Genomic DNA, 25,325 nt, shown 5'->3' with positions numbered 1-25,325 from the left:
ACGGAGCCGATAAAGCCGAATGACCCCCAAGGAACTGAAAGCGCGGCTTCGCGCAGAGCGCCTCGCGCTCAGGGACGCCATCCCAACGGATGAGCGCATCGACAAGAGCATCGACATGGCCGAGCATGCCGGAGAGATCATTGCCTTCGATCCCGGGACGATCGTTTCCGGCTTCCTGCCGATCCAGTCCGAAGTCGATATCAGGCCGCTGATGGTGCGTTTCCGGGCAAGGGGCGCGCGTCTCTGCGTTCCCGCCATCCTCGACAAGCTGACGATCGTCTTTCGCGAACTCGTCCCCGGCGCACCGTTGATTTCGACCGGGTTCGGCACGTCGGGACCCGGCGAGGATGCCGCCGTTCTCGATCCCGCCATCATGCTGGTGCCGCTGTCGGCCTTCGACAGGAGAGGCCATCGCATCGGCTATGGTGCAGGCTATTACGACCGGGCAATCGATCGCCTTAAGCAAAAAGGGCTGAACCCAAAGCTGATCGGCATTGCATTCGATTGCCAAGAAGTGGCACATGTACCCGATGAGCCGCATGACATCTGCTTGGACGCCATGTTGACGGAGAGCGGCCTGCGCTTTTTTTCCTCTTGGAATGGATAGTAATGCGTCTGCTTTTTCTGGGTGACATGGTCGGCAAGACGGGACGGACGGCCGTCTGGGACCGGCTTCCGGGACTGATCTCCGACCTGAAGCTCGATTTCGTCATCGTCAATGGAGAGAATGCCGCCGGCGGCTTCGGCATCACCGAAGACATTTTCCTGGAGACGATCAATGCCGGCGCCGACGTGGTGACAACAGGCAATCATGTCTGGGACCAGAAGGAGGCCGTGGTCTTCTCGGCGCGTCACGATCAATTCCTGCGCCCCGCCAACTACCCTGCCGGCACGCCCGGCCGCGGCTCGGGCATCTATTATGCCCGCAACGGCGCGCGCGTGCTCGTTGCCAACATCATGGGGCGCGTCTTCATGCATCCCGAGCTCGACGATCCGTTCAAGGCCGCCGAGGCTATTCTCGATGCCGCTCCGCTGAAGGTGCAGGTCGATGCCGTTGTCTTCGACCTGCACGCCGAAGCGACCAGCGAGAAACAGTGCTTCGGCCATTTCGTCGACGGAAGGGCGAGCCTCGTCGTCGGCACGCACACCCACGTGCCGACTGCCGATGCGCAGATCCTGAACGGCGGCACAGCCTATATGACGGATGCCGGCATGTGCGGCGATTATGATTCTTCACTCGGCATGGACAAGGAAGAGCCGCTCAATCGCTTCATCTCCAAGGTACCGAAGGGACGCATGGAGGCGGCGACTGGCCCTGCCACCATCTGTGGTGTCGGCGTCGAGATCTCCGACACGACCGGCCTTGCGGAAAAGATAGCGCCACTGAGGCTCGGTCCGCGGCTGGCCGAGACCATTCCCGAATTCTGGCGTTGAAACTCTTGTCGCTGGCTGATCGCCCGAAATGCGCGATGACGAAAATGTGAGCGCAAGCCCCAGAATTCGTCTAGACCTGTATGGCACCCTGCAGCATCCTCTTGCCCGATCGGAAGCGTCGAGGGGATGGCACGATGCCGCGATTTCTTGTCTTCGCTGTCGCATGCCTGTTGTCCGCTGCCACCCAGTTCCTTGCCGAAGGCAGTCCGGCACATGCCCAGAGCGCGTCGCAGGAGGGGGCGGGTCCGCCGCAAGATCGTCCCGTGGTCAGCCAGTGCCAGGCTGTCGCAGAGGCTCTTCCGGGCGCCACTTTTGCGAGTTTCTTAGGATCGGCGCCTTTGCCTCTAAAGGCGGGCTTGGTCGGCGAGGACGTCAAGATCACCTATATCGGCCATTCGACCTTCGATATCCAGACACCGGCCGGCATCTCGATCGCAACCGATTACAGCGGCTGGTACAGGCCGCCGGAATTGCCGACTGTCGTCACCATGAACAAAGCGCATTCCTCCCATTACACGCTCGTTCCAGACCCCGGCATCAAATATGTGCTGCACGGCTGGAGCGACGTGCCGGGGGAGAAAGCCAAGATCCGGCTCATGGTCGGTGACACCTATATCCGCAACGTGACCACGGATATCCGGGCGGGTTACGGCGCCGCGGAGCCGGACGGCAATTCGATCTTCATCTTCGAGGTGGCGGGCCTCTGCATCGGCCATCTCGGCCATCTGCACTACGAGCTGACCGATAGCCACTATACCGAGATCGGCAGGCTCGATATCGTCATGGTGCCGGTCGACGGCGGACTGACGATGGGCTCCGACAGCATGAGCCGGGTCATCAAACGCCTGCGTTCGGCTCTTATTCTGCCCATGCATCAGAGCCGGCCGCTTCGCAGCTTCCTGTCGATGTTCGGGAAAGACTTCGACATCATCTACGCCGACGACAACAGCATTACCGTCTCGATGCGGTCGTTGCCGAAGAAACCGACGATCTACGTGCCGCCAGGCATGCAGTGAACGGCGCGTAGCGTTCAACTCATGCGAAGCGCAGGTGGCGCTTGATGCCGACTTCCGGCATCGTCTCGTCATCGAGGTTGGCCTTGGCTATCTCCCAGCCGAATTTCAGCTTGCTACCGGTCGAGACCCAGATTTCGGCGTCGTCGACATGCATGGCGAGCATGGTCAGCTTCGGGTCCTTCTTCCCGTCGACATACCAGGCCGCAACGACGGAGTTCCAGTATTCTTCGATCTTGGATGGGTCAGGCCGGACCTCTATTTTGCCCGCGAGACAGGCGTGATAGTCGTGATCCTTTCCGACGACGCAAAAATGGGCGCGTGTACCAGGTTTGATGGCGCGGACAATGTCTGCATCGGTCTTGGTGTAGAACCAGATCGTATTGGTGGTCGGATCGGCATGCGGGGCCATAGGCTGCATGTGCATATCGACGCCGTCGACACCCAGCATACCCGCAGGGACATCGTTCACCTGATCCCACAGTTGACGTGCCGGACGTTCCCGGGCTTCGCTGAAGCTTGCCATGGCCGCGCTCCTTTCCGTTGCGAGAATAACCGTGAAACGTGATCTTGGCGGCTTTGTTCCGCTTGCCTTTTGTCGCGAACAGGTGAGGGCGTAGCGGCTGCTTTTCCCTTGAACAAGGCCGGTTTCAACCTTATAAGGCGGCCCATTCCGAACAATGAGACGTGACAGGGGTGCCATGGCTGGCCATTCACAGTTTAAAAACATCATGCACCGCAAAGGCCGTCAGGATGCCGTGCGATCGAAAATGTTCTCAAAGCTGGCGCGCGAAATCACCGTCGCTGCCAAGGCCGGTCTGCCCGACCCCTCGATGAACGCACGCTTGCGCCTTGCGATCCAGAACGCCAAGGCGCAGTCCATGCCGAAGGACAATATCGACCGCGCCATCAAGAAGGCCGCGGGCAACGACGGCGAGAACTACGACGAAGTCCGCTACGAAGGCTACGGTCCGGGCGGTACGGCGATCATCGTCGAGGCGCTGACCGACAACCGCAACCGCACCGCCTCGAACGTCCGCTCGATCTTCACCAAGGCCGGCGGCGCTCTCGGCGAAACCGGTTCGGTCTCCTTCTCCTTCGACCGCGTCGGCGAGATCACCTACAAGCCTGACGTCGGCAATGCCGACAAGGTAATGGAAGCGGCGATCGAGGCTGGTGCCGACGACGTCGAAAGCGACGAGGAAGGCCATACCATCTTCTGCGGCTTCGAATCCCTCGGCGAAGTCTCGAAGGCTCTGGAAGCCGCGCTCGGCGAGGCCGAGACCGTCAAGGCGATCTGGCGCGCGCAGAACACCGTGCCGGTGGATGAAGAAAAGGCTCAGTCGCTGATGAAGCTCATCGACAGCCTGGAAGACGACGACGACGTGCAGAATGTCTATTCGAATTTCGAAGTCTCCGAAGAGATCATGGCCAAGCTTTCGGCCTGATCCGTTCCCCATCGCTCTAAAGCCTGTCGCGCAAAACAGCTGTACACTTTTGCGCGACATGCAGTAACAACTCGGCCGTGTCGCGTGCCGGGTTTTTTGTGCGTGATCACATCCCCGCCTGCTGTTGGAAGCCTTCGCGGAAGGCCGCGAGATCGGCGGAGTTGACGTCCGATATTGCCCAGAACGTCATTCCGCCGCCCGACCATTCCGAGATGTTGTAGCCGTCATGCGTGCTTTCCGTCGCGAGCTCCGGTGCGCCCGGCCAGACGAAGACATTGATCATGTGGCCGTGCCGGCGGTAGACGAGGGCGGCCACCACCCTGTCGCCTATATAGTCGACGCGGCCGCCGACCAGGGGAAAGCCCTGCGCTGCCAGATCGACCACCGGCGGAGAGAAATCGAGCCTGCCGTTGAACCAGGGTTTGACCGTATGCTGATCGGAGGTCTGCACATCGGTCAGATGGTCGGCGAGCAGTGAGCGGACATGGCTTGCCACGATCTGATCGCGCAGCGAGGTATCCTCGCCAGGCGCGCTCATCACGATGAAGATGCTTGCCGCCAGAGCCGCGAGCGAAGGTATGAAGCTCCACTGCCTGACGAAGCGCAGCGCGCGCCGCCACGGCGCTTCGCCGGATAGTCCGGGGCTGAAGCCGAACGGTGCGTCGGTGGCGATCGCGGTCAATACGCGCGTGCGGACCTCGGCCGGCGCCTGCCATTTCACGCCCTCCTGACCGAGAAGCGCTCGCATTGCCTTCAGCCTTTCCAATTCGGCGGCACATTGCCGGCAGGTGGCAAGATGACCCTCGAATTGCGCCGCATGCACGGAATCGAGTTCGCCGTCGACGAAGGCATGCAGCATTGTGCTCCATTCGGGGCAATTATCCTCAGTTACATCGGTCATGGTGTTGCCTCGCTGCGCTGCCGCGCATTCCAGGCATCGCCGAATTCGCGCCGTGCCCGGGCCAATCTCGACATGACGGTCCCGATCGGCACTTCGGTGATTTCGGCAATCTGCCGGTAGGAAAGTTCCTCGAGTTCACGCAGCACGAGGATCTCGCGCATCGGATCGGAGAGCGTGTTCATGACGTCACGGACGCGCTGCGATTCGCTCTTTCGGATCATCGTCATTTCCGGTGAATCTTCCTGCGAGGCGATCCGGTCGGCCGAAGGGTCCTGTGTTTCGGCATCGCCGCCGTCGGTCATCGGCGTTTCGTAGCGTCCCCTGCGACGGCCTTGCTGCAGCCAGGCATGATAGCAGTTGCGGACAATCGCAAAGGTCCATGAACGCGGATCGCCGCCGCGATAGTGTTCGAAGCCGCGATAGGCGCGCAGGAATGCATCCTGGACAATATCCTGCGCCGCATCGGCATCGCGGCTCAGGAATCGCGCGAAGTTGTAGGCGGCGTCGAGGTGCGGAACGATCGTCTGTTGAAACCGGCGCAGCCGGTCACCCGCGGCGCAGGCGTCCGCAACCCCATGCCGGGACTGATCCCGCATCTTGAGTACCGACGGTGCCGACGATGTCCCGGGACGAGATTCGTCAGCACCCAGCACCGATACTGGGGGGAAGCGCATGATCGCCATGAAAAAACGCCAGCCGAACGGGGCGGGATAGGCATTCCGGGCGTCGGTCATCATCTTCCTGGTTCCCTCGGCTCCGCCGCGGCAGATTTTAAGCCCTGGTCCGTGGTGGGCGCAATCTCATCCTCTATCGCCTAGACCGTGCCGACCGCGATTTTATTCCCGAGATGCTGCCCTTTTTGATGCCGGCTTTCTGAAGCCGATGAATTTTGCGTTCCACGCCAACCCTTTAGCGAATTGATGCCGGAAGGCCGGAATAGATATCGGCTGCATGCGATCGGCTGCAAGCGATCTGGTTCATCGGTGGAGGCACGAGGCAATCGCGTCTCTGCCGCGCAAAACGCTACCAACCTAGGGGAGATGTTGCGATGCTGACCATGAAACGTCGCACCGTTCTCGGATCCGCCGTTGCGGCCGCCGCCTTTGGCCTTTCATCAAAACGGGAATCCGTTTCTCCGGCCGCCGCCGAGACACCCGTGGAGCCGACCGTCGGCTTCTACCGGTACAAGGTCGGATAGACGGAGGTAACCACGATCGTCCCCTCTCCCCGCATGCGGGGAGAGGGCTAGGGTGAGGGGCAAAACTCTCGGCGAATCAGACAGTTGCGGATAAAAATCGAGTGCCGCGACGGCCCCTCATCCGCCCTTCGGGCACCTTCTCCCCGCAGGCGGGGCGAAGGGGGAGTCGCACCCTCCGTCGTCCCTCACTGCGATGTAGCACCTTTGTAACCGGCCCGTTCTGTTACCTATCTATCCGGTCCGGATTGCGGCTGGCGAGACACGCCGTCTCCTTTTTGCGATTGCGGATTCTCCAGTCACGCGATAAAGAGTTCGATAAATAAACATGAGTAAAATACACATGTTATTCCGGCTGACACCGGAGTGGGATTTTCATGACGTTTCAGCCTCGCATGCAGAACAGGATCGAAGGTTTCTCCGTCATCGGCGGATTGCGTCGCAGACATTGGAACGGCATCGTCGCGGATCTGTGGGATGTCGAATGCGCGCCTTACGCCGGCGGGTATTATGTCGCTGACGATCCGAGACTTTTCATTCTGCTGGAGGCGCGTGGGACGGGCAATTCGAGGGTCCGGATGACGCCGAAGGGCGATGGCACGGTCCAGGATACGTACAGGCGTCCGATCTCCTATGTTCCGGCCGGTCTGGAACTCTGGGCGGATCTGGTCGATCTGAAGTTCGTCCGGCATCTCGATCTGCATTTCGACGCCGATATCGTCAGCCGTCGGCTGATGGAGGAGATCGATCCCGAACGGCTGAGCAATGCGCGACTGCTGTTTGCGGATGAGCGTATTCTGACGCTCGCGAAACTGATTGCCGCCGAATGCACGAATCCGCAGCCCCTGCACGATCTCTATGGCGACGGTCTCGCCCTGTCGCTGATCATCGACGTGCTGAAGCTCACCAGGGCGACCGAGCGCAAGCGCAGCAAGCTTGCGGCGTGGCAGCTTCGGCGGGCGACCGAGTTCATCGAGGAAAACTGCCTGCGCAATATCCGCCTTGAGGAGCTGGCGAGCCTGACCGGTCTTTCGCAGTCCCATTTCAGCCATGCTTTCAAGGCTTCGACCGGGATTGCGCCGCATCAGTGGCAGGTGAACGCCCGCCTGGAGAGGGCCAAGCAATTGCTGATCCAGGGCAAGCAGCCCCTGACTGTCATTGCCGCTGAAACGGGCTTTTCCGACCAGGCGCATTTCACCCGTGTCTTTCGCAAGAACATGGGAACGACGCCCGCGCACTGGAAAAAGGCGCAAGCGGCCTGACAACTTCAAGGCACAAGTGACCAGATCGCCACAGCTGCAGGGCAATTGTCCGCGTCGCGAAATTTTGCCCAAGAACGTTCAATTTGACCCGGATCGCGACAAGCTGCGCCACTAAAATTGAGTTAATCACTCACCTTATTTCGAAAGCTATCGACCGCTTCCGTCGTGATGACGTCAGGCGGCGTGAATGGGGTAGACTACATGCGCGGGCAGACCAGGGGTCTCACTTTCAGGGCGAAGTTGCTGGCGGGCGTTGCTCTTGCCGTTACCGCATCGGCGGCATCCGGTTGGGCGCAGGAGGCTACGGAACTCAAACCCGTCATCATCCAAGGCGCGGCGGGAGAGGCGACCGCAACGAGCCCTGTGCAGGGCTATGTGGCCAAGCGGTCGTCGACCGGTTCCAAGAGCGACACGCCGATCAACGAGATCCCACAATCCGTTTCGGTCATCGGCGTCAAGGAGATGGACGATCGAGGCATCACCAACAAGGTGGACGAGGCGCTTCGCTACACGCCCGGCGTCGTCGCACAGCCTTATGGCAGCGATCCGGATACGGACTGGTTCTATATCCGCGGCTTCGACGCGACGCAGACGGGGGTCTTCCTCGATAACCTGCAACTCTTCAGCTACGGCTTCGGCGGCTTTCAGATCGACCCCTTCATGCTGGAGCGTGTCGAAGTGCTGAAGGGGCCGGCCTCCGTGCTCTATGGCGGCGCGAACCCCGGCGGCATTATCAACCTTGTGCGGAAGCGTCCGCTCGACGAGCCGCTTTATTATACCGATATCGGCATCAACAGTTACGGCAACGCCTTTACCGGTTTCGACATCTCCGACAAGGTCGGCTCCAGCGAAACCATGACCTACCGCATCACCGGCAAGGTCGCGGGCGGCGACAATTATTCGGATTTCTCCGAAGACCTGCGCGGCTTCATCATGCCGCAGATCACCATTTCGCCTGACGATGGCACCAGCCTTACGGCCTGGGGCTATGTGGGCGGCCTCGATCAGGTTCATACCGGCAACGGCTTCTTCCCCTATGTCGGCACCGTCAAGAATGCCCCCTTCGGCAAGATCGACCGCGATGCCTTCTATGGCGAGCCTGATATCGATAATGGCACTTACGTCCAGAAGATGGTCGGTTACGAGTTCGAGCACGAATTCGACAACGGCATCAGGTTTTCGCAGAACTTCCGCTATGGCCACCTGAACAAGCATGAGATCGGACCGTATCTCAACGGCTGGGTCGGCGGCGTGCCGACGGGACCGGATTATTATCTCGCCCGTATCGGCTTCGAGGGTCAGTCCGAAGTGGACACCTTCGCGATCGACAACAGGCTCGAAGGCGAGTTCGAGGCGGGCGGCGCCACGCACAACCTCATGGTTGGCCTGGACTATAAATATTACCGGCTGGATCATGTCCAGAAATGGCCGACATGGCCAGTGACCGCCACGCCGATCAGCGCGACCGATCCGATCTACGGGCTCCCCCAGCCGCCGAACGACGTGCAGATCGACCAGATCGTGACGCAGCGGCAGGTCGGCCTCTATGCCCAGGACCAGATCCATTTCGGCGAAGGCTGGCTGCTGACGCTGAACGGCCGCTACGACTATGTGGATACGAATGCGGACGCCGTCGTCGGCACCTCCTACAAGTCCGACGACAGCGCCGTCAGCGGCCGGGCCGGTCTCGCCTATGAATTCGACAACGGCCTGACGCCCTATGTCAGCGTTGCGACCTTCTTCAATCCGCTGATCGGGACCGGTGTTTCCGGCGCCCTCGAACCGGAGGAGGGCTATCAAGTCGAAGGCGGGATCAAATATGATCCGACCTTCATCGACGGCTCGTTCACGGCCTCCGTCTTCCATATCACCAAGCGCAACAACACGGTGACGAACCCGGTTACGTTCGCACAAGCGCAGCTCGGCGAGGTCGAGTCGCGCGGCGCCGAACTGGAAGGCAAGATCAACATCAACGAGAACTGGAGGCTGCTTGGCTCCTTCGCCTATACCGACATGGAGATCACGGAGAACGATCTCAATCCGTCGCTTATCGGCAAATCTCCTTATATCGTTCCGAAAGTCACGGCCTCGCTATGGATCGACTATACCGTGACGACGACTGCCTTCGAGGGCCTGAGCTTCGGTGCCGGCGTGCGTCATCAGGGATGGTCCTGGGCGGACGAGGCCAATACCGAAAAAGTGCCTGCGGCAACACTCTTCGATGCGGCGATCCGCTACGAGCGAGACGACTGGACGGCGTCGCTCAACGTCACCAATATCTTCGACAAGGAATATGTCGAAGGATGCGGCGGCCTGACGGTCTGCGGCTATGGCGACGCACGGACATTCACCTTCAAGCTGGCCAAGAAATGGTAAGTTGACAGAAGGAGTATAGTTTTGCAGGAAGCTGTGGAACGCGAGAAGGGCAAGCCCTCTCACTCCTATTTGCAGCGCAGCGGAGGCTTGTCTTGTCCACGCCCTTTCTGACCATGTCCGATGTCGATTATTCGATCGGCTCGAAAACCATTCTTTCGGGGATCGACCTGACGCTTCAAGCCGGGCGGATCTATGGGCTGGTCGGGCCGAACGGCTCCGGCAAGAGCACGCTTCTGAAGATCATCGCCCGGCAGATTGCGCCAATCTCGGGCTTCCTTTCGATCGAAGGCAAGCCGGCACGGGAATGGGGCAATCGCGCCTTTGCGCGCAGCGTCGCCTATATGCCGCAGTTCACGCCGGCAACCGACGGCATGACGGTCAGGGAACTGGTGGCGCTCGGCCGCTTTCCCTGGCACGGAACGCTCGGCCGCTTCACCGCCTCCGACCGGGATCTGGTTGAGGAGGCGATTACCCGCACCGACCTTGCGGATTTTGCCGACAGGATGGTGGCGAACATGTCCGGCGGCGAGCGCCAGCGGGCCTGGATCGCGATGATGCTGGCGCAGAACTCCCGCTGCCTTCTGCTCGACGAACCGACGTCGGCACTCGACCTTGCCCATCAGGCCGGCGTGCTGTCGCTGGTGCAGTCGCTGAGTCACGAGCGCGGGCTGACGGTCGTGATCGTGCTGCACGACATCAATCTCGCCTCGCGCTATTGCGACGAGATTATCGCGCTCAATCGCGGGGAGATCACTGCCCAGGGCACGCCCTCGGAGATCATGCAGAGCGAAATGCTGCAGACGATCTTCGGTGTCGGGATGGGGGTCTTTTCGCATCCGTCCCGCGGCGAACCCGTCAGCTATCTTCTGTGACATGTGCATGGCCGAGCTGACGCGCCGAAATTTCCTCGTCTGCGCCGCGGCATCGCTGGCCGCACCTGCCCTTGCCAGGGCGGCGGGAAATTCGCGGGTCGCAACGCTCGACTGGGCGCTTCTCGAAACGCTGCTTGCGATCGGGGCGAAGGTCGTTGCCGGAACGGAGCTGCGGCAGTTCCGGCAGGTCGCCGTTACGCCCGATGTTCCAGACACAGTCGCTGACCTCGGCCTGCGTGGCACACCAAATTTCGAGGTTCTGCGCCTTGCTAAACCCGAACTGATCTTCAATTCCAATTTCTATGGCTGGGCCGATGCCCGGATGGGCACCATCGCGCCGGTCGCAAGCCACGCGATCTACAGGCAGGGCGAAGATCCATTCATGCTCGCCTGGCAGACGACGCTTGCCATCGGTGAGCGGCTGCAATTGCCCGCCGCCGCTGAGCTCACTGAAAGGCTGGCGCAGAAGCTGGACCGTTATCGCTCCGTTTTCGCTGCAGGCGACGGTCGGCCGGTCATCCCGATCAATCTCGGCGATGCCCGCCATTACCGCGTCTTTGGGTCGGACAGCATGTTCGGCGCGGTGCTGAAGCGGGTCGGTCTTACCAATGCCTGGCAGCGTGCTACGAGCTATTCCGCCATGGCTCCGGTCGGCATCGAAACGCTCGCCGGCATGCCCGACGCCTGGATCGTCATGATCCCGCCGCAGCCGGAAGATGCGCTTGCGACGCTTTCAGATAGCGCCTTCTGGAATGCGCTCCCCGCTGTGCGTAAAGGCCGTGTCCTGACGCTCGGTTCGATCAATCCCTATGGCGCCCTGCCGGCCGCCATGCGCTTTGCGGATCTTCTCGCGGAAGGGCTCAATCATGCATGGAATGGTTAGCCACCCCCGGCCGGCCGATGCGTCCCGTGTGCCCGTCGCCGGCATACTGACGCTTGCGCTTCCCTGCATTGTCGCATTCGCCTTGCTTGTCCTCCTGCGGCCGCGGGTACCAGCGGACAGCGTCGCGGCGGTCGCCCTCGATCACATCCTCCTCTGGGACAGCATGCTGCCCCGCGCGGTCCTGGCACTGATTGCGGGCGCCGCACTCGGGCTTTCGGGGGCGCTGCTGCAGCGTGTGCTGCGCAATCCGATCGTCGACGCTTCGACGCTCGGCATCGCATCCGGCGCGGAACTGGCGCTCACCGTCGCGATGAGCGTCTCCCCGCTACTGGTCGGTCTTTCCCGTGAGCTTGTCGCCTTCGGCGGCGGGCTTGGAGCCGTTGCCCTGGTCCTGGCGCTCAGCTGGCGCCGCGGGCTCGACCCCGTGACCGTCGCGCTTTGCGGCATGGTGGTGACGTTGATTGCTTCCGCGCTCAGCGTCACCGTCATACTGGCGCGCGGCGAATATGCGATGTCGATCTATATCTGGGGCGCGGGTTCGCTCAGCCAGCAGGACTGGAACGGTGTGCTTTCGCTCGCGCCGCGCCTCCTGGTCGGCTTTGCCGCCGCTCTCCTGCTCACGCGACCGCTGCGGGTTCTCGCGCTCGATGACAGCGGCGCAAGAAGCCTCGGTCTCGCGCTCTTTTCGACCCGTCTTGCGACCGTCGTGCTCGCGGTCTGGCTTTCGGCCTCGGTTACGGCAGAGGTCGGCATTATCGGTTTTCTCGGTCTTGCGGCTCCGGCGGTCGCGCGGCTTGCCGGCGCGCGGACGGCAATGCAGATCATGCTTGCCGCACCGTTGACCGGCGCTGGACTGCTTTTCTTCACCGATAGCGTCATGCAGCTTTTCGGCCCCGGTTTCTCGGACCTTGCCCCGGCAGGTGCGGCGACGGCGCTGTTCGGTGGTCCGATGCTGCTTTTCCTGCTGCCGCGCGTCCATTCCTTTTCGACCGTCACGGCACAATCGGCAGCCTCTTTCAGAAAGCTTCGCAGGCCCGTCGGCGCATTGGCGCTGCTGATCCTGGGACTGGCGATCCTGCTCGTGATCGTACTGACCGTCGCCCCCGGCAATGATGGCTGGCAGATCGCAGGCGGATCGCTCCTTGCCGACCTTTTACCCTTCCGCCTGCCGCGAACCGTGGTCGCGGGCGGTGCCGGCGCCATGCTCGCGGCCGCAGGCTTCATCATGCAGCGCGTGACCGGCAACCCGATTGCGAGCCCGGAAGTGCTCGGCGTCAGCGCCGGCGGCGGAGCGGGATTGACGGCGGTGCTCTTCCTCTTCGGCTTTCCTTCCCCGGTGGTCATGCTCCTCGGCATGGCGATCGGTGCGCTCCTCTCTTTCCTCATCATGATCGCGATCGCGTCGCGCACGCAGTTTGCTCCGGAGCGGCTCCTGCTTGCGGGCATCGCCATCGGCGCCTTCTCCATGGCGGTGATAACCATGGTGCTGGCCCAGGGTGACATGCGCGGCTATATCCTGCTGACATGGCTCTCCGGCTCGACGAACCGAGCCGGCACCTTCGAAGCCTGGACGGCGATCCTTTCGCTCGCCATCCTGGCATCGCCCCTGCCTTTCCTCCGCCGCTGGCTGAGCATTCTGCCCCTTGGCGGCAGCGCAACCTGCGCTCTCGGCCTTTCCGTTCGCTTAAGCCGCCTGGCGTTGGCGACAATTGCTGCGTTGATGACGGCGATCGCCTCCTTCCTTGTCGGGCCCCTGAGCCTCACCGGACTGATCGCGCCGCATCTTGCAAGGCTCGTGGGCTTCCGGACGCCCGGCTTCCAGCTTGCGGCCAGCATGCTGATCGGCGCAGGCGTGCTCACGGCGGCCGACTGGCTGTCCCGCGTCGCCATCTATCCCTATCAGGTGCCGGTCGGGCTCTTCGCTGCCCTGATCGGCGGCCCCTATCTAGTCTGGTTGCTCACCCGAAGGGAGACCCCGCATTGATGGCTGATTGCAGATTGCGATTGCAACCTCAAGCGGCGGTCCTGAAACAATCCTGTAGCCGCCGTCGCATCTAGCTGGAACCCGAAACCGCCATGTTGCGCGGTAACGGAGGAAGGTACAGATGCTACAGCTCGGACAGACAGCACCGGACTTCACCCAGAACAGCACGGAGGGCCCGATCCATTTCCATGATTGGCTCGGCCAGTCCTGGGGAATCCTCTTCAGTCACCCCAGGAATTTCACGCCCGTCTGCACCACCGAACTCGGTGAGGTCGCGCGACTGCGCGCCGAATGGGACAGGCGGAACGTCAAGGTGATCGGCCTTTCCGTCGATCTGCTCGAAGCCCATGAAAGATGGGCGGCCGATATTGCGGAGACACAGGGTCATGCCCTCAATTTCCCGCTTCTGGCGGATGCCGATCGAAGGGTTGCGGATCTCTACGGCATGGTCCACGCGGCCAGCGACCCAGCGGTTACAGTCCGGTCGGTCTTCATCATCGATCCGGACAAAAGAGTGCGCCTGATCCTCACCTATCCTGCGAATATCGGCCGGAATTTCCGGGAGATCCTGCGTGTCGTTGACGGGATTCAGATGTCGGATTCCTACAGGGTGGTTACGCCTGTGAACTGGAAGCCTGGCGATCCGGTCATCGTGGCACCATCAATTTCCGATGAACTGGCGCCCTTGATGTTTCCACAGGGTATCAAGAGGGTAAAGCCGTATCTGCGCTATGTGAGTATTTTTTAGAATTGAGATATTGCCGCGTGGTGAACAGCGGTCCCCTCGCCCCGCGTGCGGGGAGAGGGCTAGGGTGAGGGGCAAAACTCTCGCCGAATCCGATAGTTGCGGGCCAAAATAGAGTGCGGTGAAAGCCCCTCATCCGCCCTTCGGGCGCCTTCTCCCCGCATGCGGGGCGAAGGGGGAGTCGCGACCTCCGTCGTCCCTCACTGATGCATCAACAGCACCGGAACTGTGATCATGTCTCCGGTTCAATCTTCAAGTTGGACTCCTTGACTACGCCGCCTTCTCAAACGACGGCAGGCCAGCAAAGAGTTCGAGCGACTTCAGCCGCGCCTCGATGTCGTGGATCGGCATGGAGATGATGACCTCGTCGGCCTGTGTCTCGTTGATGAAACCGGAGAGCTTGGCTTCCGCGGTATCCGGCGCGCCGACGACGGCGTAGCGTAGCGTGTGCTCGACATTGAGCTTTTCCATCGGCGTCCAGAAATCGTCCATATTGCGCACGGGTTTCGGGAACGGGCCGCGGACGTTGCGGCGTAGGTTGACGAACTGCTGCTGCGCCGACGTGAAGTGATACTGCGCTTCGTCGTCAGTCTCAGCGGCGGCGCCCATGACGCCGACCATCACATAGGGTTTGTCGAGCGCCTGCGAGGGCGTGAAGCGGTCGCGGTAGATGGCGATGGCATCGAGCAGCGAGTCCGGCGCGAAATGCGAGGCGAAGGCATAGGGCAGGCCCAGCATGGCGGCGAGCTGGGCGCTGTAGAGGCTGGAGCCGAGCAGCCAGATCGGCACATTGGCATTATTGCCGGGAACGGCGAGGATCGCCTGGTTTTCCTGGGCGGGGCCGAGAAGCCGTTGCAGTTCCACGACATCGTTCGGAAAGCTGTGGGCGCCATCCTCCATGTTGCGCCGAAGCGCCTGGGCCGTGCGCATGTCGGTGCCGGGCGCCCGGCCGAGGCCGAGATCGACGCGGCCTGGGAAAAGCGCTTCCAGCGTGCCGAACTGTTCGGCGATCACCAGCGGCGAGTGATTGGGCAGCATCACGCCACCAGAGCCGACACGGATGCGCGAGGTCGCGGCACCGACATGACCGATCACGACAGCCGTTGCCGCGCTCGCGACCCCCGGCATGCCGTGGTGCTCGGCGAGCCAAAAGCGGGTATAGCCGAGTTCCTCAGCCTTCTGCGCCATGCGTCTGGAGCCTTCGAAGGACTGGCGGATGTCGCTGCCTTCGGCGACGGGGGAAAGGTCGAGGATGGAGAAGGGAACCATGGGAAAACCTATCGATGGGGCGCGGAGCCGAAGGGGCGTGCCCGCTGATGTAGGTTCGCGCTGGCGCCTTTCCAAGCGCAAGATCTCGCATCAACAGGAGGATAGTTCCGCCTGTCGTCGCGCTGCGGCAAATTGCGGCACGCGCCCGGCGATCCAGCGCCAGAGGGTCACCACTTGTACCAGCAATTCCTCGCCGAGCGGCGTCAGCGTGTATTCCACGCGCGGCGGCACCTGCGGATAGAGCTTGCGGGTCACCAGCCCATCCCTTTCGAGCGCGCGAAGCGTCTGTGTCAGTACCTTCTGGCTGATGCCGTCGACGCGTTCGAGCAGGCGGGAGAAGCGCAGCGGACCCTTGGCCTCGGCAAGGACATGCAGCACGCGCAGCGGCCATTTTGCCGATGCGCGCTCCATCATCTCGCGGGCGAGTGCGTCCTCTTCGTCGCTCAGGGTCTCGCAGAAATCAAAGGTATCATTTTGAATGTAAGTTACCATAGGGAATGTATAGATCTCAAAGGTACCTTCTTTCAACTGGAAACAATAAGCCCTAGATGGCGTCATGAAACAAACGAAGGAGCGTTTTATGACGAAGGTTTGGCTGATATCAGGCAGTTCCCGCGGTCTTGGGCGAGCGCTTGCCGAAGCGGTGCTGGCTGCGGGGGACCGCCTCGTGGCGACGGCGCGTGTTCCCTCGCAACTCGAGGATCTGAAGGCGCAATACGGCGAACGGATACTTGCCATCACGCTCGATGTCACCGACCCCGCGGCCGCCGGCGTGGCGGTCAAGACGGCAGTCGAGACATTCGGCCGGCTCGACGTGCTCGTCAACAATGCCGGCTACGGCAATGTCGGCCCGATCGAGGATACAAGCCTCGACGATTTCAGGGCACAGATCGAAACCAATCTCTTCGGCACGATCATCCTGACCAAGGCGGCGCTGCCGCTGATGCGCGAGCAGGGGGCGGGGCATATTATCCAATTTTCCTCCGTCGGCGGTCGCATCGGCCCGGTCGGGCGCGCTCCCTACGCGGCGGCAAAGTGGGGCATTGAAGGCTTTTCCGAAGTGCTGGCGAAGGAGGTCGGCCCGCTCGGCATCAAGGTGACGGTCATCGAGCCGGGTGGTTTCCGCACGGATTTCGCCGGGTCCTCGACCCGTTTCAACGAAGGACGCCCGGAATATGCGGCGACGGTCGGGGCCATGGTGCGCTATCAGCGTGACTATGATGGCAAGCAGCCCGGCGATCCCAGAAAGGCAGCCGCCGTCATCCTGCATGTGGCCGGTCTCGATCAGCCGCCGCTTCGGCTGCTGCTGGGCAGCGATGCCTTTCGTGCGGTGGAACAGGCCGATCGCGCCAAGGCGGAGGCCGATCAGAAATGGCGTGATCTCAGCCTCTCCACCGATTTCGAGGCCAGTGTCGAGCTGTAAAATGAGAGGGCAGCCGCGCTCGCCTCAGCCGTCCCTTCGTGCCAGCAGGAGTGGCGTCAGCCATGGCGTCGCAGGAGATGAATTTCAGCCGTGTGCTGGTGCGGTGTTTCCGCGAGTTGGAAATTACCGAGCTGGCGGTCCATTTCGCTTGCCTCCGAAGCGAGGCGATGGATCGCCGCTGTCGTCTCCTCGACCATGGCGGCATTCTGCTGCGTCATGGAATCGAGTTCGGCGACGGATGTGTTGATCTGGCGCAGCGTCTCGGCTTCCTCGCGGGTCGATTCCATCATCTCACGGATCCGGCCGTTGATCGCCTCGACATGTTCGCCGATACCCTGAAGCGCGCTGCCTGCCTTCTCGACCAAGGCGACGCCGGTCTCGACCTCGTGTGTTGATTTCTTTAAGAGGTCGGCGATCTCCTTGGCTGCGCTCGAGGAGCGCTGGGCGAGCTCGCGCACTTCCTGGGCAACGACCGCGAAGCCCTTGCCGGTTTCGCCGGCGCGGGCAGCTTCGACGCCGGCATTCAGCGCCAGCAGGTTCGTCTGGAAGGCGATGTCGTCGATGACGGTGATGATGGAGTTGATCTGGCGCGACGAGGCCTGGATCGCTTCCATCGCAGCGATGGTGTCGCGCATGATCCGGCCGGAACCCTCCGTCTCGCTCTGCGCATCGCGGGCGATCTTTCCGGCCTGCTCAGCGCGCTGCATCTGAACGCGGACCGACTGGGTGATGGCGTCGATGGCGTTGGCAGTCTCCGTGATCGAGGCGGCCTGGCGTTCCGTGCGCCCGGCGAGCTCGTCGGCGCCGTTGCGCATTTCTTCCGAACCCGAGCGCACGGCCATGGAGTTGCCGCCGATCGAGGTCATGGTGTCGCTGAGGGCTGCGAGCGCCTGGTTGAAATTGATGCGCAGGCCTTCGAGCTCTTCCGGGAAGCGGCGATCGATCTGGAAGGAAAGGTCGCCGCCGGCAAGATGATTCAAGCCATCGTCAAGGGCTTCCACCACCTCCTGCAGGCTTCTTGCCTCAGCCTCGCGCTCGGCGAGATTCTTCTGACGCTCGCGCTCGGCCTCATTGCGTGTCGCGGCATTCGCCGCCTCAAGGGCGCGCTGCTCGATCAGCGAGGTGCGGAAGCTCTGCAGGGCCTTCGCCATCGTGCCGATCTCGTCGCGGCGATCCTGGCTGCCGATCTCGCTGTCGAGCTTTCCGTCGGCGACGTCGCGCGTGATCCCGGCAAGGCGAACGAGCGGCGAGAACAGCAGCTTCATGACGCCGCTGGTCGCAAACGCGGTGACGATCAGCACGCCGAGGCCGATCAGCGTCAGCAGTTTCGCGATCTCCAGCGAGCCGGCATTGAGTTCGGATTTCAGCACGCTTTCGACCACCAGGAAACGGGAGCCGGCGAATTCGATCGGCCGCGCATAGGCCCGCGCCGGCCCGTCTGCGCGCTCGAAATCGGCAACCGTCATGCTGTCTCCGGCGAGCGCATCCTTGTAGAAGGCGAAGGGAGCGGGATCGAGCCTGGCAAGCCGCCCTGCCTGATCGAGGCCGACGACGGAACCGTCAGCGGAAATGACGGCCGAGCGTGCGGAACTGCCGGCGACATTGCCCTTGGCCAGAATGCCGGCAAGGATGTCGTCACGGACCTGGAAGAGGATGATGCCTTTCGGCGCGCCGAGCTTGATGATCGGAACGGCATAGAAGATCGCCGACCTGCCGCTTGTCGCATCGATCGTCAGGCCAGAGAAGGCCGTCGGCGCGGAATCGTCCGTCGCCTTGCCGGCATTCTCGACCGCCTTGGCGAAAGCCGTGCCTGCGCCCGTCGACTTCCACTGGTCGGTCTTCAGGTTTTCCGCAAAGGCGTCGCCCTTCTTGTAGGAATAAAGGACGTAGCCGTCCATGTCGGCAATCAGCAGATCACTGAAGGCGGTACCCTGCAGATCGCGTGCGACCTCGATCTGCGTCTTCTCATGGTTGGAATAGTAGAAGCCGCTCGGTCCTTCCGGCTTTACCAGCTTTTCGCGTTGATCGGCGGGATTGGGATTCTTCGTGATGAAGACGTCCCTGAGCTCGGTGCGCGCGTTCCCCGAATTCTTCTCGATGGTCTTCCAGCCGCTGCGCAGGCTCGTGATCGCCATCTGCAGGGCTTCGATGCGCGCGATCGAATTGGCCTGGTTTTCGATCTGGCCAAGCTGATCCTTCAGCATGTCGCCACGGAAGATAAGGACGCTCTCTTTGGCCTTAAGCGCCTGTTCGTGAGAGATGCGGCTGGTGGCGAGATAGGCCAGCACGTTGATGACGCCAATCGACAGGACGGTGAGCAACATGAAGGTTGCAATCACCTTGAAGGACAAAGAATGAAATCTTCGAGCCATGAACAGGAATCCCTCTGAACCAACTCCGGCGGACGTGGCGACCGGCAAGCCCCGACATTTTGGGGATCAGAATTCGGCAATGTCCTTAAATCCCAGTAAATGTAAGCCTAAAGTCGAATTTCGTTTTCGCTTTGTTCACATATTGCTGGCAGTAGCTGTTGAGAACAGCTAGGTTTTCCCATGCAAAATACGATTCGCATCATCGGTATCGATCCCGGACTTCGGCGCACCGGCTGGGGAATCATCGATACATCAGGCAATTCATTGCGATTCGTCGCCTCCGGTACCGTGACCTCGGATGGCGATATGGATCTCGCTTCACGCCTTTGCCAGCTTCATGACGGGCTCGCCGATATCGTCCACGGTCACAGGCCGAACGAGGCTGCCGTCGAGCAGACTTTCGTCAATAAGGATGCGGTTGCAACGCTGAAGCTCGGCCAGGCCCGCGGGGTGGCCATGCTAGTGCCGGCGCGCGCCGGGCTTCCGGTTGCCGAATATGCGCCCAATGCCGTCAAGAAAGCCGTGATCGGCGTCGGCCACGGCGAGAAGCAGCAGATTCACATGATGCTCAAAATCCTGATGCCCAAGGCCGAATTCAAGGGCAATGACGCCGCCGATGCGCTCGCGATCGCCATCTGCCATGCGCATCATCGCGGGGCAAACAGGATGCGACAGGCACTGGCCGGGTAGTTCGTTCTTGACTTGTTCTCGCAGGGCGCTTAGGTATTACTTTAGAGGTATTACCATGCGCGTGACGGAAAAAGGCCAAGTGACGATCCCGAAAAACATCCGCACCAGTCTTCATATCGAGACGGGCAGCGAGGTTGAATTCGTGCTCAAGGAGGGAGAGGCGGTGCTGCGGCGCGTAGAACCTTCCCATGACGAACGGGAACGCGACGTGCAGGATTTCGTCGATCATATCCGTCGCCACAAGGGGTCGATGTCTCTCGGCGATATGGACGGCGACGCTTTCTACAAGATGCTGCGTGACTGATGCCGGTCCTGGTCGACACCAATGTACTGATCGACGTGTTCCATCGCGGCAGCGATTACGAGGACTGGTCGCTCCTGCAATTGGCGAAGGCACGGCGCGAAGGCGCTTTGATTATCAATCCCCTGATCTACGCGGAAATGGCGGCGGGCTTCGCCACCCTTGGCGCGCTGGATGCCGCAATGGCGCCGACTGCTTTCGAGCGGGAGGATTTGCCGTGGGAGGCGGCCTATGCGGCCGGACAGGCATTCCTGCAATATAGGAAAGCTGGCGGCGAGAAGCGGTCGCCGCTTCCCGATTTCTATATTGGTGCCCATGCAACGGTGAAAGGCTATCGCCTGCTGACCCGGGACCCCGCCCGGTATCGCAGCTATTTTCCGATGCTTGGTCTCATCACCCCCGAAACCCATCCCTGACGGATCCTGTTCATGATCGGCAAGCTCAAAGGCACAATCGAGGAAATCGGCGAAGACCATGTGTTGGTCGACGTGCACGGCGTCTGCTATGTCGCCTTCTGTTCGGCGCGAACGCTGTCGAAGCTCGGCTCGGCCGGCGAGGTCTGCGTCCTTTTCATCGAGACCTATGTGCGCGAGGACCAATTCAAGCTCTTCGGCTTCATGACGGTGCTGGAACGCGAATGGTTCAACCTGCTGCAGAGCGTGCAGGGGGTCGGGGCAAAGGTGGCGCTTGCCGTGCTTTCGACGCTGACCCCGCCGGAACTTGCCAATGCGATCGCGTTGCAGGACCGCACGGCGGTATCACGGGCGCCCGGCGTCGGGCCGAAGGTTGCGATGCGCATCGTCACCGAATTGAAGAACAAGGCTCCTGCCTATGCCGGCGAGGCCATCAACATTGCCCTCAAGCAGGAGATCGGCGAGGGCGTGGCTTCGGCGCCGGTCGCCGACGCGGTCTCGGCGCTGACCAATCTCGGCTATTCGCGCGATCAGGCGGCCAATGCCGTGGCGGCGGCGGTGAAGACGGCCGGCGAGGGGGCAGACAGCGCAAAGCTGATCCGGCTCGGGTTGAAGGAATTGGCGCGATGATTCCTTGCAAAAATTATTTTTCTTACCTTCCTCGAATTGTAAGGAGGAAAAGGCATGAGTATTTATTACGGAACGATGGCCTCCGAGGGGCAGACAATCGTGCCGGCCGAGGTCCGCGAGATCCTGAAGCTGAAGCCCGGCGATAAGATCCGCTACGTGAACCGCAATGGTGAGATCATCATGAAGGCTAAGAACAAGCGGGCGATCGATCTTATAGGAAAATTCCACGATCCAAGCCGGGCCGCGATTTCGATCGAGGAGATGGATGAAGTCATCGGCAAAGCCATCGCCGATCGTGTTATGGGCAAGAAATGAATTGGATTGATACCAATATCGAGAAAGCCCCCGAAATGGCGGTGTCGCAGGGCGAATTCGCCGATATCTTCATAGCATTGCGCAACCGCAACGCGGGTTGTGCCTCCACCATGACCTTCGATGAGAAGGCCGCAAAGCATATTCCCGGAATGGAACTTCTGACATGAGCGAAGCCGCCAGATTGATATCGTCGGAAAAGCGCGGCGAAGACCTGGATCTCACCCTGCGTCCCCAGTCGCTGGACGAATTCACCGGCCAGGCAGAGGCGCGCGCCAATCTCAAGGTTTTCATCGAGGCCGCCAGGAACCGCGGCGAGGCGCTGGACCATGTGCTCTTCGTCGGCCCGCCCGGGCTCGGCAAGACGACGCTGGCGCAGATCATGGCAAAGGAGCTCGGCGTCAACTTCCGCTCGACCTCCGGGCCTGTCATCGCCAAGGCCGGGGATCTGGCCGCACTTCTCACCAATCTCGAAGAGCGCGACGTGCTCTTCATCGATGAGATCCACCGGCTCAATCCGGCTGTCGAGGAAATTCTCTATCCGGCCATGGAGGATTTCCAGCTCGATCTCATCATCGGGGAAGGTCCGGCGGCGCGTTCGGTCAAGATCGACCTGTCGAAATTCACGCTCGTTGCCGCCACCACCCGCTTGGGGCTGCTGACCACGCCGCTGCGCGACCGTTTCGGCATTCCCGTGCGCCTCAGCTTCTACACCGTCGAGGAACTGGAGCTGATCGTGCGCCGCGGCGCGCGGCTGATGGGTCTGCCGATGACCGACGACGGCGCGCGCGAGATCGCAAGGCGCGCCCGCGGCACGCCGCGTATCGCCGGGCGCCTTTTGCGCCGCGTGCGCGACTTCGCGGAAGTGGCAAAGGCCGAAGCGGTGACGCGCGAGATCGCGGATGAGGCGTTGACCCGCCTCTTGGTCGACAATATGGGCCTCGACCAGCTCGACAAGCGCTATCTCAACATGATCGCGGTCAATTTCGGCGGCGGCCCTGTTGGCATCGAGACGATCGCAGCCGGTCTCTCCGAGCCGCGCGACGCGATCGAGGATATCATCGAGCCTTACATGATCCAGCAGGGCTTCATCCAGCGCACGCCGCGCGGCCGGATGCTGACCGCAAACGCGTGGAAGCATCTCGGCATGCAGCCGCCCAAGGACCTGGAGGCCGCGCAGTTCCGCCTGTTCCAGGAGGATGATTGAGTGATCACGCGGCGCGGCGTCCTGAAGCTTCTGGGTGGCAGCGTCGCAAGTTTCGCGACGCTTTGCGGCTACGCCTTCGCCTACGAGCCGCTCGGGCGGCTCGACATCACCCGATACAGGCTGACACCGCCGGGCTGGACTCCCGGTCTCAATCTCCGCCTCGTCGTGCTTGCCGATTTTCACGCCTGCGAACCCTGGATGTCGGCCGATCGCATCCGTTCCGTCTGCGCCCGCGCTAATGCGCTCGGCGGTGATGTCATCCTGCTGCTCGGCGACTATGTCTCCGGCATGAATCTTGTTACCCGATATGTTCATTCCAGCGAATGGTCCGAGGCGCTTTCCACGCTGAAGGCGCCGCTCGGCGTTCATGCCGTCATGGGCAATCATGATTGGTGGGAGGACAGAACGGCACAGGCGAATGGCGGCGGCGAAACCTTCGGCCACAGGGCGCTGAAAGCCGTCGGTATCCCGGTTTACTCCAACCGCTCCGTTCGCCTGGAAAAGGACGGTTATGGTTTCTGGCTGGCGGGTCTGGAGGACCAGCTCGCACTGCTGCCCGGCAGGAAATGGAACCGGACACGCACGACGGGGCTCGCCGACCTTGATGGAACGCTGGCGCAAGTGACGGACGACGCGCCGGTGATCCTGCTCGCGCACGAGCCGGACATCTTCCCCGACGTGCCGAAGCGGGTATCGCTGACGCTCTCCGGGACACCCATGGCGGACAGGTCCGCCTGCTCGATTATGCGCCGATGGTTCCCTCTCGCTACGGCGACCGCTACGCCTATGGCCATGTCGTGGAGGACGGCAGGGATATTATCATTTCCGGCGGACTCGGCTGTTCGATCGCTCCCGTCCGCTTCGGCTGCCCGCCGGAAATCGTGGTGATCGATCTCGGATAGGCCGCCATGCGACAGGATCCATCGGTGTTCGAAGCGATCGATCACGATCCCGGCGGCAGGCGAATGGTCTCGCTGCCGGCGGGTGTCAGCGGCGATGCCGAATTCTGGGGACCGATGAATTGCTACCGGCCCCGGCTTCGCCGCTGGAAAGGGCCGGCGTTCCCGACCCGTTTCATGCTATCGATCGGGATGAATCCGAGTGCAGCGGCGGCCGATGTCGACGACCCGACGCTGACGCGTGATTGGCGCTTTGCCGAGCGCGAAGGCTTTGACGGCCTGGTGAAGTGCAATACCGTCGACTACCGCGCGACCTTTCCATCCGACTTTCGCAAGTTCGGTGTCGTGCCGGCTTCCGAGCGCAACCTCGCGGTGATCCTGGAGGAGGCGGCGAGGGCGGAGCTAATCATCCTCTGCCATGGCCGGCTGGACAAGGTGCTTGCGCCCTACGGTCGGATGGTCGCGGATCATCTGAGGGCTGCCGGGCATCGGCTCATGTGTTTCGGCACAAACCGGGATGGAAGCCCGAGACATTCGCTTTATGTCCCGGGCGAGGCACCTTTGGTGGAGTGGCGTGGATAACTCCCGCCGGGCGAGGCGGCACCTATTGCTTGTCCGCGCACCGATCAGTGCATGGGCGCAATATGCGACCAGGCGCCGACCTCGAAGCGGCTCACGATCACGCTGTCGGTTGCGATTTCGTGCTGCATCCGCTCTTCGAGCGTGTCGATGTCGACCTCGGCTGCCGTTACGACACCTTGCTTCTCCATGTCCGGCAGCATGGTGGCGACGAGTTCGACCGTCTGGTGCAGCCAATCCGAACCGCCCCTGGTTCCCCCGACGACCGCCTCCAAATGCATGGCGGGCGCGGCGAGGCCAGCCGCGCGAAAGGCCGATTCGAGCTTGATGCCCATGCGGGTTTCGATCCCGCAGCGCCGGAAGGTCTCCACGATCCAGCGGCAGCATTGATCGTAGATCGGCGCCGGCGGACTGGACGTGCAGCCGGCCCAGTCCGGCTCGTGGAACACGATCAGTCCTCCGGGCTGAAGATGGCGGACCAGCGCTCGCAGCATGATCGTCGGGTTGGACTGGAACATCAGCACGTAACGGCCGATCACCGCATCGAAGGGGCGGTCGAAGGCAAGCATTGCGGGATCGCCTTCAAGGAAGCTGACGTTGTGAAGGCTGTGAGCCGCCGCGCGACGCCTGGCGGCGTCCACCGCTTCGGGCGAGCGATCCACGCCGACGACCCTGCCCTTGTTGCCGACCATCTCGGAGACGAGGCAGGTCACGTCGCCTCCGCCGCAGCCAACATCGAGAACGCGCATGCCGGAACCTATTCCGGCTGAAAGAAGGATCCGTTTCGTGATTGGATTGATGATATCTGCCTGATGCTTGAGACGTGCTATTTCGCGTTCTGAATGTGCGAGAATATACGGCACATCATTTCTGACCTGACTGCTGCTCGACATATCCATGGCCGCGCCTCCTCTCGTGACTGCCTTTCCTGGCGCATGATCCCGAAATCGGAATCGATTTTCAGAAAGGATCATGCGCGGATTCAAAGTGATAGAGCGCCCTTGACGCGTGCAATTTAACGCGCGGCGCATCTAGTCATGAGCATGGCCTGCGGAAGCGTATGACGGCGGCGGCAGCCGGTCAAGCGAGCTTGCAATCGGGAGCACCGATCACTACT

Annotated in this window: 26 protein-coding genes and 2 pseudogenes; 21 read left to right on the top strand and 7 right to left on the bottom strand. The window is 61.7% G+C overall.

All coding sequences use genetic code 11. The features are described 5' to 3' along the window. Nucleotides 1-19 precede the first annotated feature (19 nt). The 3 genes from AAE029_RS32285 (at nt 20) to AAE029_RS32275 (ending at nt 2,450) form a co-directional block, all read left to right on the top strand. On the top strand, nt 20-607 hold the full coding sequence (locus AAE029_RS32285) for a 5-formyltetrahydrofolate cyclo-ligase (RefSeq protein WP_371077009.1): 588 nt from the start codon (nt 20-22) through the stop codon (nt 605-607). 2 nt (nt 608-609) lie between these two features. Continuing rightward, the gene (locus AAE029_RS32280) at nt 610-1,434 is read left to right on the top strand and encodes a YmdB family metallophosphoesterase (protein WP_371077008.1); all 825 of its coding nucleotides are present in this window, start codon (nt 610-612) and stop codon (nt 1,432-1,434) included. Nucleotides 1,435-1,568: 134 nt separating this feature from the next. Continuing rightward, a complete protein-coding gene (locus tag AAE029_RS32275; RefSeq protein WP_371077007.1) occupies nt 1,569-2,450 on the top strand; it encodes an MBL fold metallo-hydrolase in 882 nt (293 codons plus the stop codon). 19 nt (nt 2,451-2,469) lie between these two features. Here AAE029_RS32275 and AAE029_RS32270 read toward each other — a convergent pair whose 3' ends face one another. After that, nucleotides 2,470-2,973: a pyridoxamine 5'-phosphate oxidase family protein gene (locus AAE029_RS32270; RefSeq protein ID WP_371077006.1), complete on the bottom strand. Its 504-nt coding sequence runs from the start codon at nt 2,971-2,973 to the stop codon at nt 2,470-2,472. Between the two features lie 175 nt (nt 2,974-3,148). Here AAE029_RS32270 and AAE029_RS32265 point away from each other — a divergent pair, with 175 nt between their 5' ends. Beyond that, nucleotides 3,149-3,895: a YebC/PmpR family DNA-binding transcriptional regulator gene (locus AAE029_RS32265; protein WP_371077005.1), complete on the top strand. Its 747-nt coding sequence runs from the start codon at nt 3,149-3,151 to the stop codon at nt 3,893-3,895. A gap of 106 nt (nt 3,896-4,001) precedes the next feature. On the opposite strand, the gene AAE029_RS32260 is transcribed toward AAE029_RS32265, so the two are convergent. Together AAE029_RS32260 and AAE029_RS32255 are read right to left on the bottom strand one after the other, a co-directional pair. After that, on the bottom strand, nt 4,002-4,796 hold the full coding sequence (locus AAE029_RS32260; protein WP_371077004.1) for an anti-sigma factor: 795 nt from the start codon (nt 4,794-4,796) through the stop codon (nt 4,002-4,004). Continuing rightward, nucleotides 4,793-5,533 carry a sigma-70 family RNA polymerase sigma factor gene (locus AAE029_RS32255; protein ID WP_371077003.1) on the bottom strand — a complete coding sequence of 247 codons (741 nt, stop codon included), beginning with the start codon at nt 5,531-5,533 and terminating at the stop codon, nt 4,793-4,795. Before AAE029_RS32255 ends, AAE029_RS32260 begins: the two co-directional genes overlap by 4 nt. A 311-nt stretch (nt 5,534-5,844) precedes the next feature. On the opposite strand from AAE029_RS32255, the pseudogene AAE029_RS32250 reads away from it, so the two are divergent. From AAE029_RS32250 to AAE029_RS32220, 7 genes and pseudogenes are all read left to right on the top strand, one after another. Next, nucleotides 5,845-5,991: pseudogene (locus AAE029_RS32250) on the top strand (MBL fold metallo-hydrolase); the annotation flags it as partial. 377 nt (nt 5,992-6,368) lie between these two features. Beyond that, nucleotides 6,369-7,253 carry a helix-turn-helix domain-containing protein gene (locus AAE029_RS32245; RefSeq protein ID WP_371077002.1) on the top strand — a complete coding sequence of 295 codons (885 nt, stop codon included), beginning with the start codon at nt 6,369-6,371 and terminating at the stop codon, nt 7,251-7,253. 201 nt (nt 7,254-7,454) lie between these two features. Beyond that, entirely contained in the window at nt 7,455-9,629 is a 2,175-nt protein-coding gene (locus AAE029_RS32240; RefSeq protein WP_371077001.1) for a TonB-dependent siderophore receptor, read from the top strand. Between the two features lie 92 nt (nt 9,630-9,721). Further along, nucleotides 9,722-10,501, top strand: a complete 780-nt coding sequence (locus AAE029_RS32235) for an ABC transporter ATP-binding protein (protein WP_371077000.1) — start codon at nt 9,722-9,724, stop codon at nt 10,499-10,501. A gap of 7 nt (nt 10,502-10,508) precedes the next feature. Then, complete coding sequence (locus AAE029_RS32230; RefSeq protein WP_371076999.1) at nt 10,509-11,384, top strand: ABC transporter substrate-binding protein; 876 nt, start codon at nt 10,509-10,511, stop codon at nt 11,382-11,384. Next, nucleotides 11,377-13,368, top strand: coding sequence for a Fe(3+)-hydroxamate ABC transporter permease FhuB (gene fhuB, locus AAE029_RS32225; RefSeq protein WP_371077039.1), 1,992 nt, complete (start codon nt 11,377-11,379; stop codon nt 13,366-13,368). The genes AAE029_RS32230 and fhuB overlap by 8 nt, the downstream gene beginning before the upstream one ends. A 121-nt stretch (nt 13,369-13,489) precedes the next feature. Next, the gene (locus tag AAE029_RS32220) at nt 13,490-14,116 is read left to right on the top strand and encodes a peroxiredoxin (RefSeq protein ID WP_371076998.1); all 627 of its coding nucleotides are present in this window, start codon (nt 13,490-13,492) and stop codon (nt 14,114-14,116) included. Between the two features lie 267 nt (nt 14,117-14,383). Here AAE029_RS32220 and AAE029_RS32215 read toward each other — a convergent pair whose 3' ends face one another. After that, nucleotides 14,384-15,382, bottom strand: a complete 999-nt coding sequence (locus AAE029_RS32215) for an LLM class flavin-dependent oxidoreductase (protein ID WP_371076997.1) — start codon at nt 15,380-15,382, stop codon at nt 14,384-14,386. Nucleotides 15,383-15,472: 90 nt separating this feature from the next. After that, entirely contained in the window at nt 15,473-15,874 is a 402-nt protein-coding gene (locus AAE029_RS32210; RefSeq protein ID WP_371076996.1) for a winged helix-turn-helix transcriptional regulator, read from the bottom strand. 88 nt (nt 15,875-15,962) lie between these two features. Here AAE029_RS32210 and AAE029_RS32205 point away from each other — a divergent pair, with 88 nt between their 5' ends. Further along, complete coding sequence (locus tag AAE029_RS32205) at nt 15,963-16,805, top strand: oxidoreductase (protein ID WP_371076995.1); 843 nt, start codon at nt 15,963-15,965, stop codon at nt 16,803-16,805. Between the two features lie 56 nt (nt 16,806-16,861). On the opposite strand, the gene AAE029_RS32200 is transcribed toward AAE029_RS32205, so the two are convergent. Next, on the bottom strand, nt 16,862-19,177 hold the full coding sequence (locus tag AAE029_RS32200; protein ID WP_371076994.1) for a methyl-accepting chemotaxis protein: 2,316 nt from the start codon (nt 19,175-19,177) through the stop codon (nt 16,862-16,864). 180 nt (nt 19,178-19,357) lie between these two features. On the opposite strand from AAE029_RS32200, the gene ruvC reads away from it, so the two are divergent. From ruvC to AAE029_RS32155, 9 genes and pseudogenes are all read left to right on the top strand, one after another. Then, on the top strand, nt 19,358-19,867 hold the full coding sequence (ruvC, locus tag AAE029_RS32195; protein ID WP_371076993.1) for a crossover junction endodeoxyribonuclease RuvC: 510 nt from the start codon (nt 19,358-19,360) through the stop codon (nt 19,865-19,867). 55 nt (nt 19,868-19,922) lie between these two features. After that, a complete protein-coding gene (locus AAE029_RS32190; RefSeq protein ID WP_371076992.1) occupies nt 19,923-20,171 on the top strand; it encodes an AbrB/MazE/SpoVT family DNA-binding domain-containing protein in 249 nt (82 codons plus the stop codon). Beyond that, a complete protein-coding gene (locus AAE029_RS32185; RefSeq protein WP_371076991.1) occupies nt 20,171-20,584 on the top strand; it encodes a type II toxin-antitoxin system VapC family toxin in 414 nt (137 codons plus the stop codon). The genes AAE029_RS32190 and AAE029_RS32185 overlap by 1 nt, the downstream gene beginning before the upstream one ends. Nucleotides 20,585-20,596: 12 nt before the next feature. Then, nucleotides 20,597-21,211 carry a Holliday junction branch migration protein RuvA gene (gene ruvA / locus AAE029_RS32180; RefSeq protein ID WP_371076990.1) on the top strand — a complete coding sequence of 205 codons (615 nt, stop codon included), beginning with the start codon at nt 20,597-20,599 and terminating at the stop codon, nt 21,209-21,211. 54 nt (nt 21,212-21,265) lie between these two features. Then, nucleotides 21,266-21,526, top strand: coding sequence for an AbrB/MazE/SpoVT family DNA-binding domain-containing protein (locus AAE029_RS32175; protein WP_371076989.1), 261 nt, complete (start codon nt 21,266-21,268; stop codon nt 21,524-21,526). Beyond that, nucleotides 21,523-21,693: a hypothetical protein gene (locus AAE029_RS32170; protein WP_371076988.1), complete on the top strand. Its 171-nt coding sequence runs from the start codon at nt 21,523-21,525 to the stop codon at nt 21,691-21,693. The genes AAE029_RS32175 and AAE029_RS32170 overlap by 4 nt, the downstream gene beginning before the upstream one ends. Next, nucleotides 21,690-22,730 carry a Holliday junction branch migration DNA helicase RuvB gene (ruvB, locus tag AAE029_RS32165; RefSeq protein WP_371076987.1) on the top strand — a complete coding sequence of 347 codons (1,041 nt, stop codon included), beginning with the start codon at nt 21,690-21,692 and terminating at the stop codon, nt 22,728-22,730. The genes AAE029_RS32170 and ruvB overlap by 4 nt, the downstream gene beginning before the upstream one ends. Further along, nucleotides 22,731-23,632 (top strand): annotated as a pseudogene (locus AAE029_RS32160) (metallophosphoesterase). Nucleotides 23,633-23,638: 6 nt separating this feature from the next. Next, complete coding sequence (locus tag AAE029_RS32155) at nt 23,639-24,211, top strand: DUF1643 domain-containing protein (RefSeq protein ID WP_371076986.1); 573 nt, start codon at nt 23,639-23,641, stop codon at nt 24,209-24,211. A gap of 44 nt (nt 24,212-24,255) precedes the next feature. On the opposite strand, the gene AAE029_RS32150 is transcribed toward AAE029_RS32155, so the two are convergent. Next, nucleotides 24,256-25,107, bottom strand: coding sequence for a class I SAM-dependent methyltransferase (locus AAE029_RS32150; protein WP_371076985.1), 852 nt, complete (start codon nt 25,105-25,107; stop codon nt 24,256-24,258). Between the last annotated feature and the right edge of the window lie 218 nt (nt 25,108-25,325).

Source organism: Sinorhizobium sp. CB7 (genome assembly GCF_041357635.1).
Lineage (GTDB): Bacteria > Pseudomonadota > Alphaproteobacteria > Rhizobiales > Rhizobiaceae > Rhizobium.
This window is presented reverse-complemented; position numbering and strand designations above follow the sequence as displayed.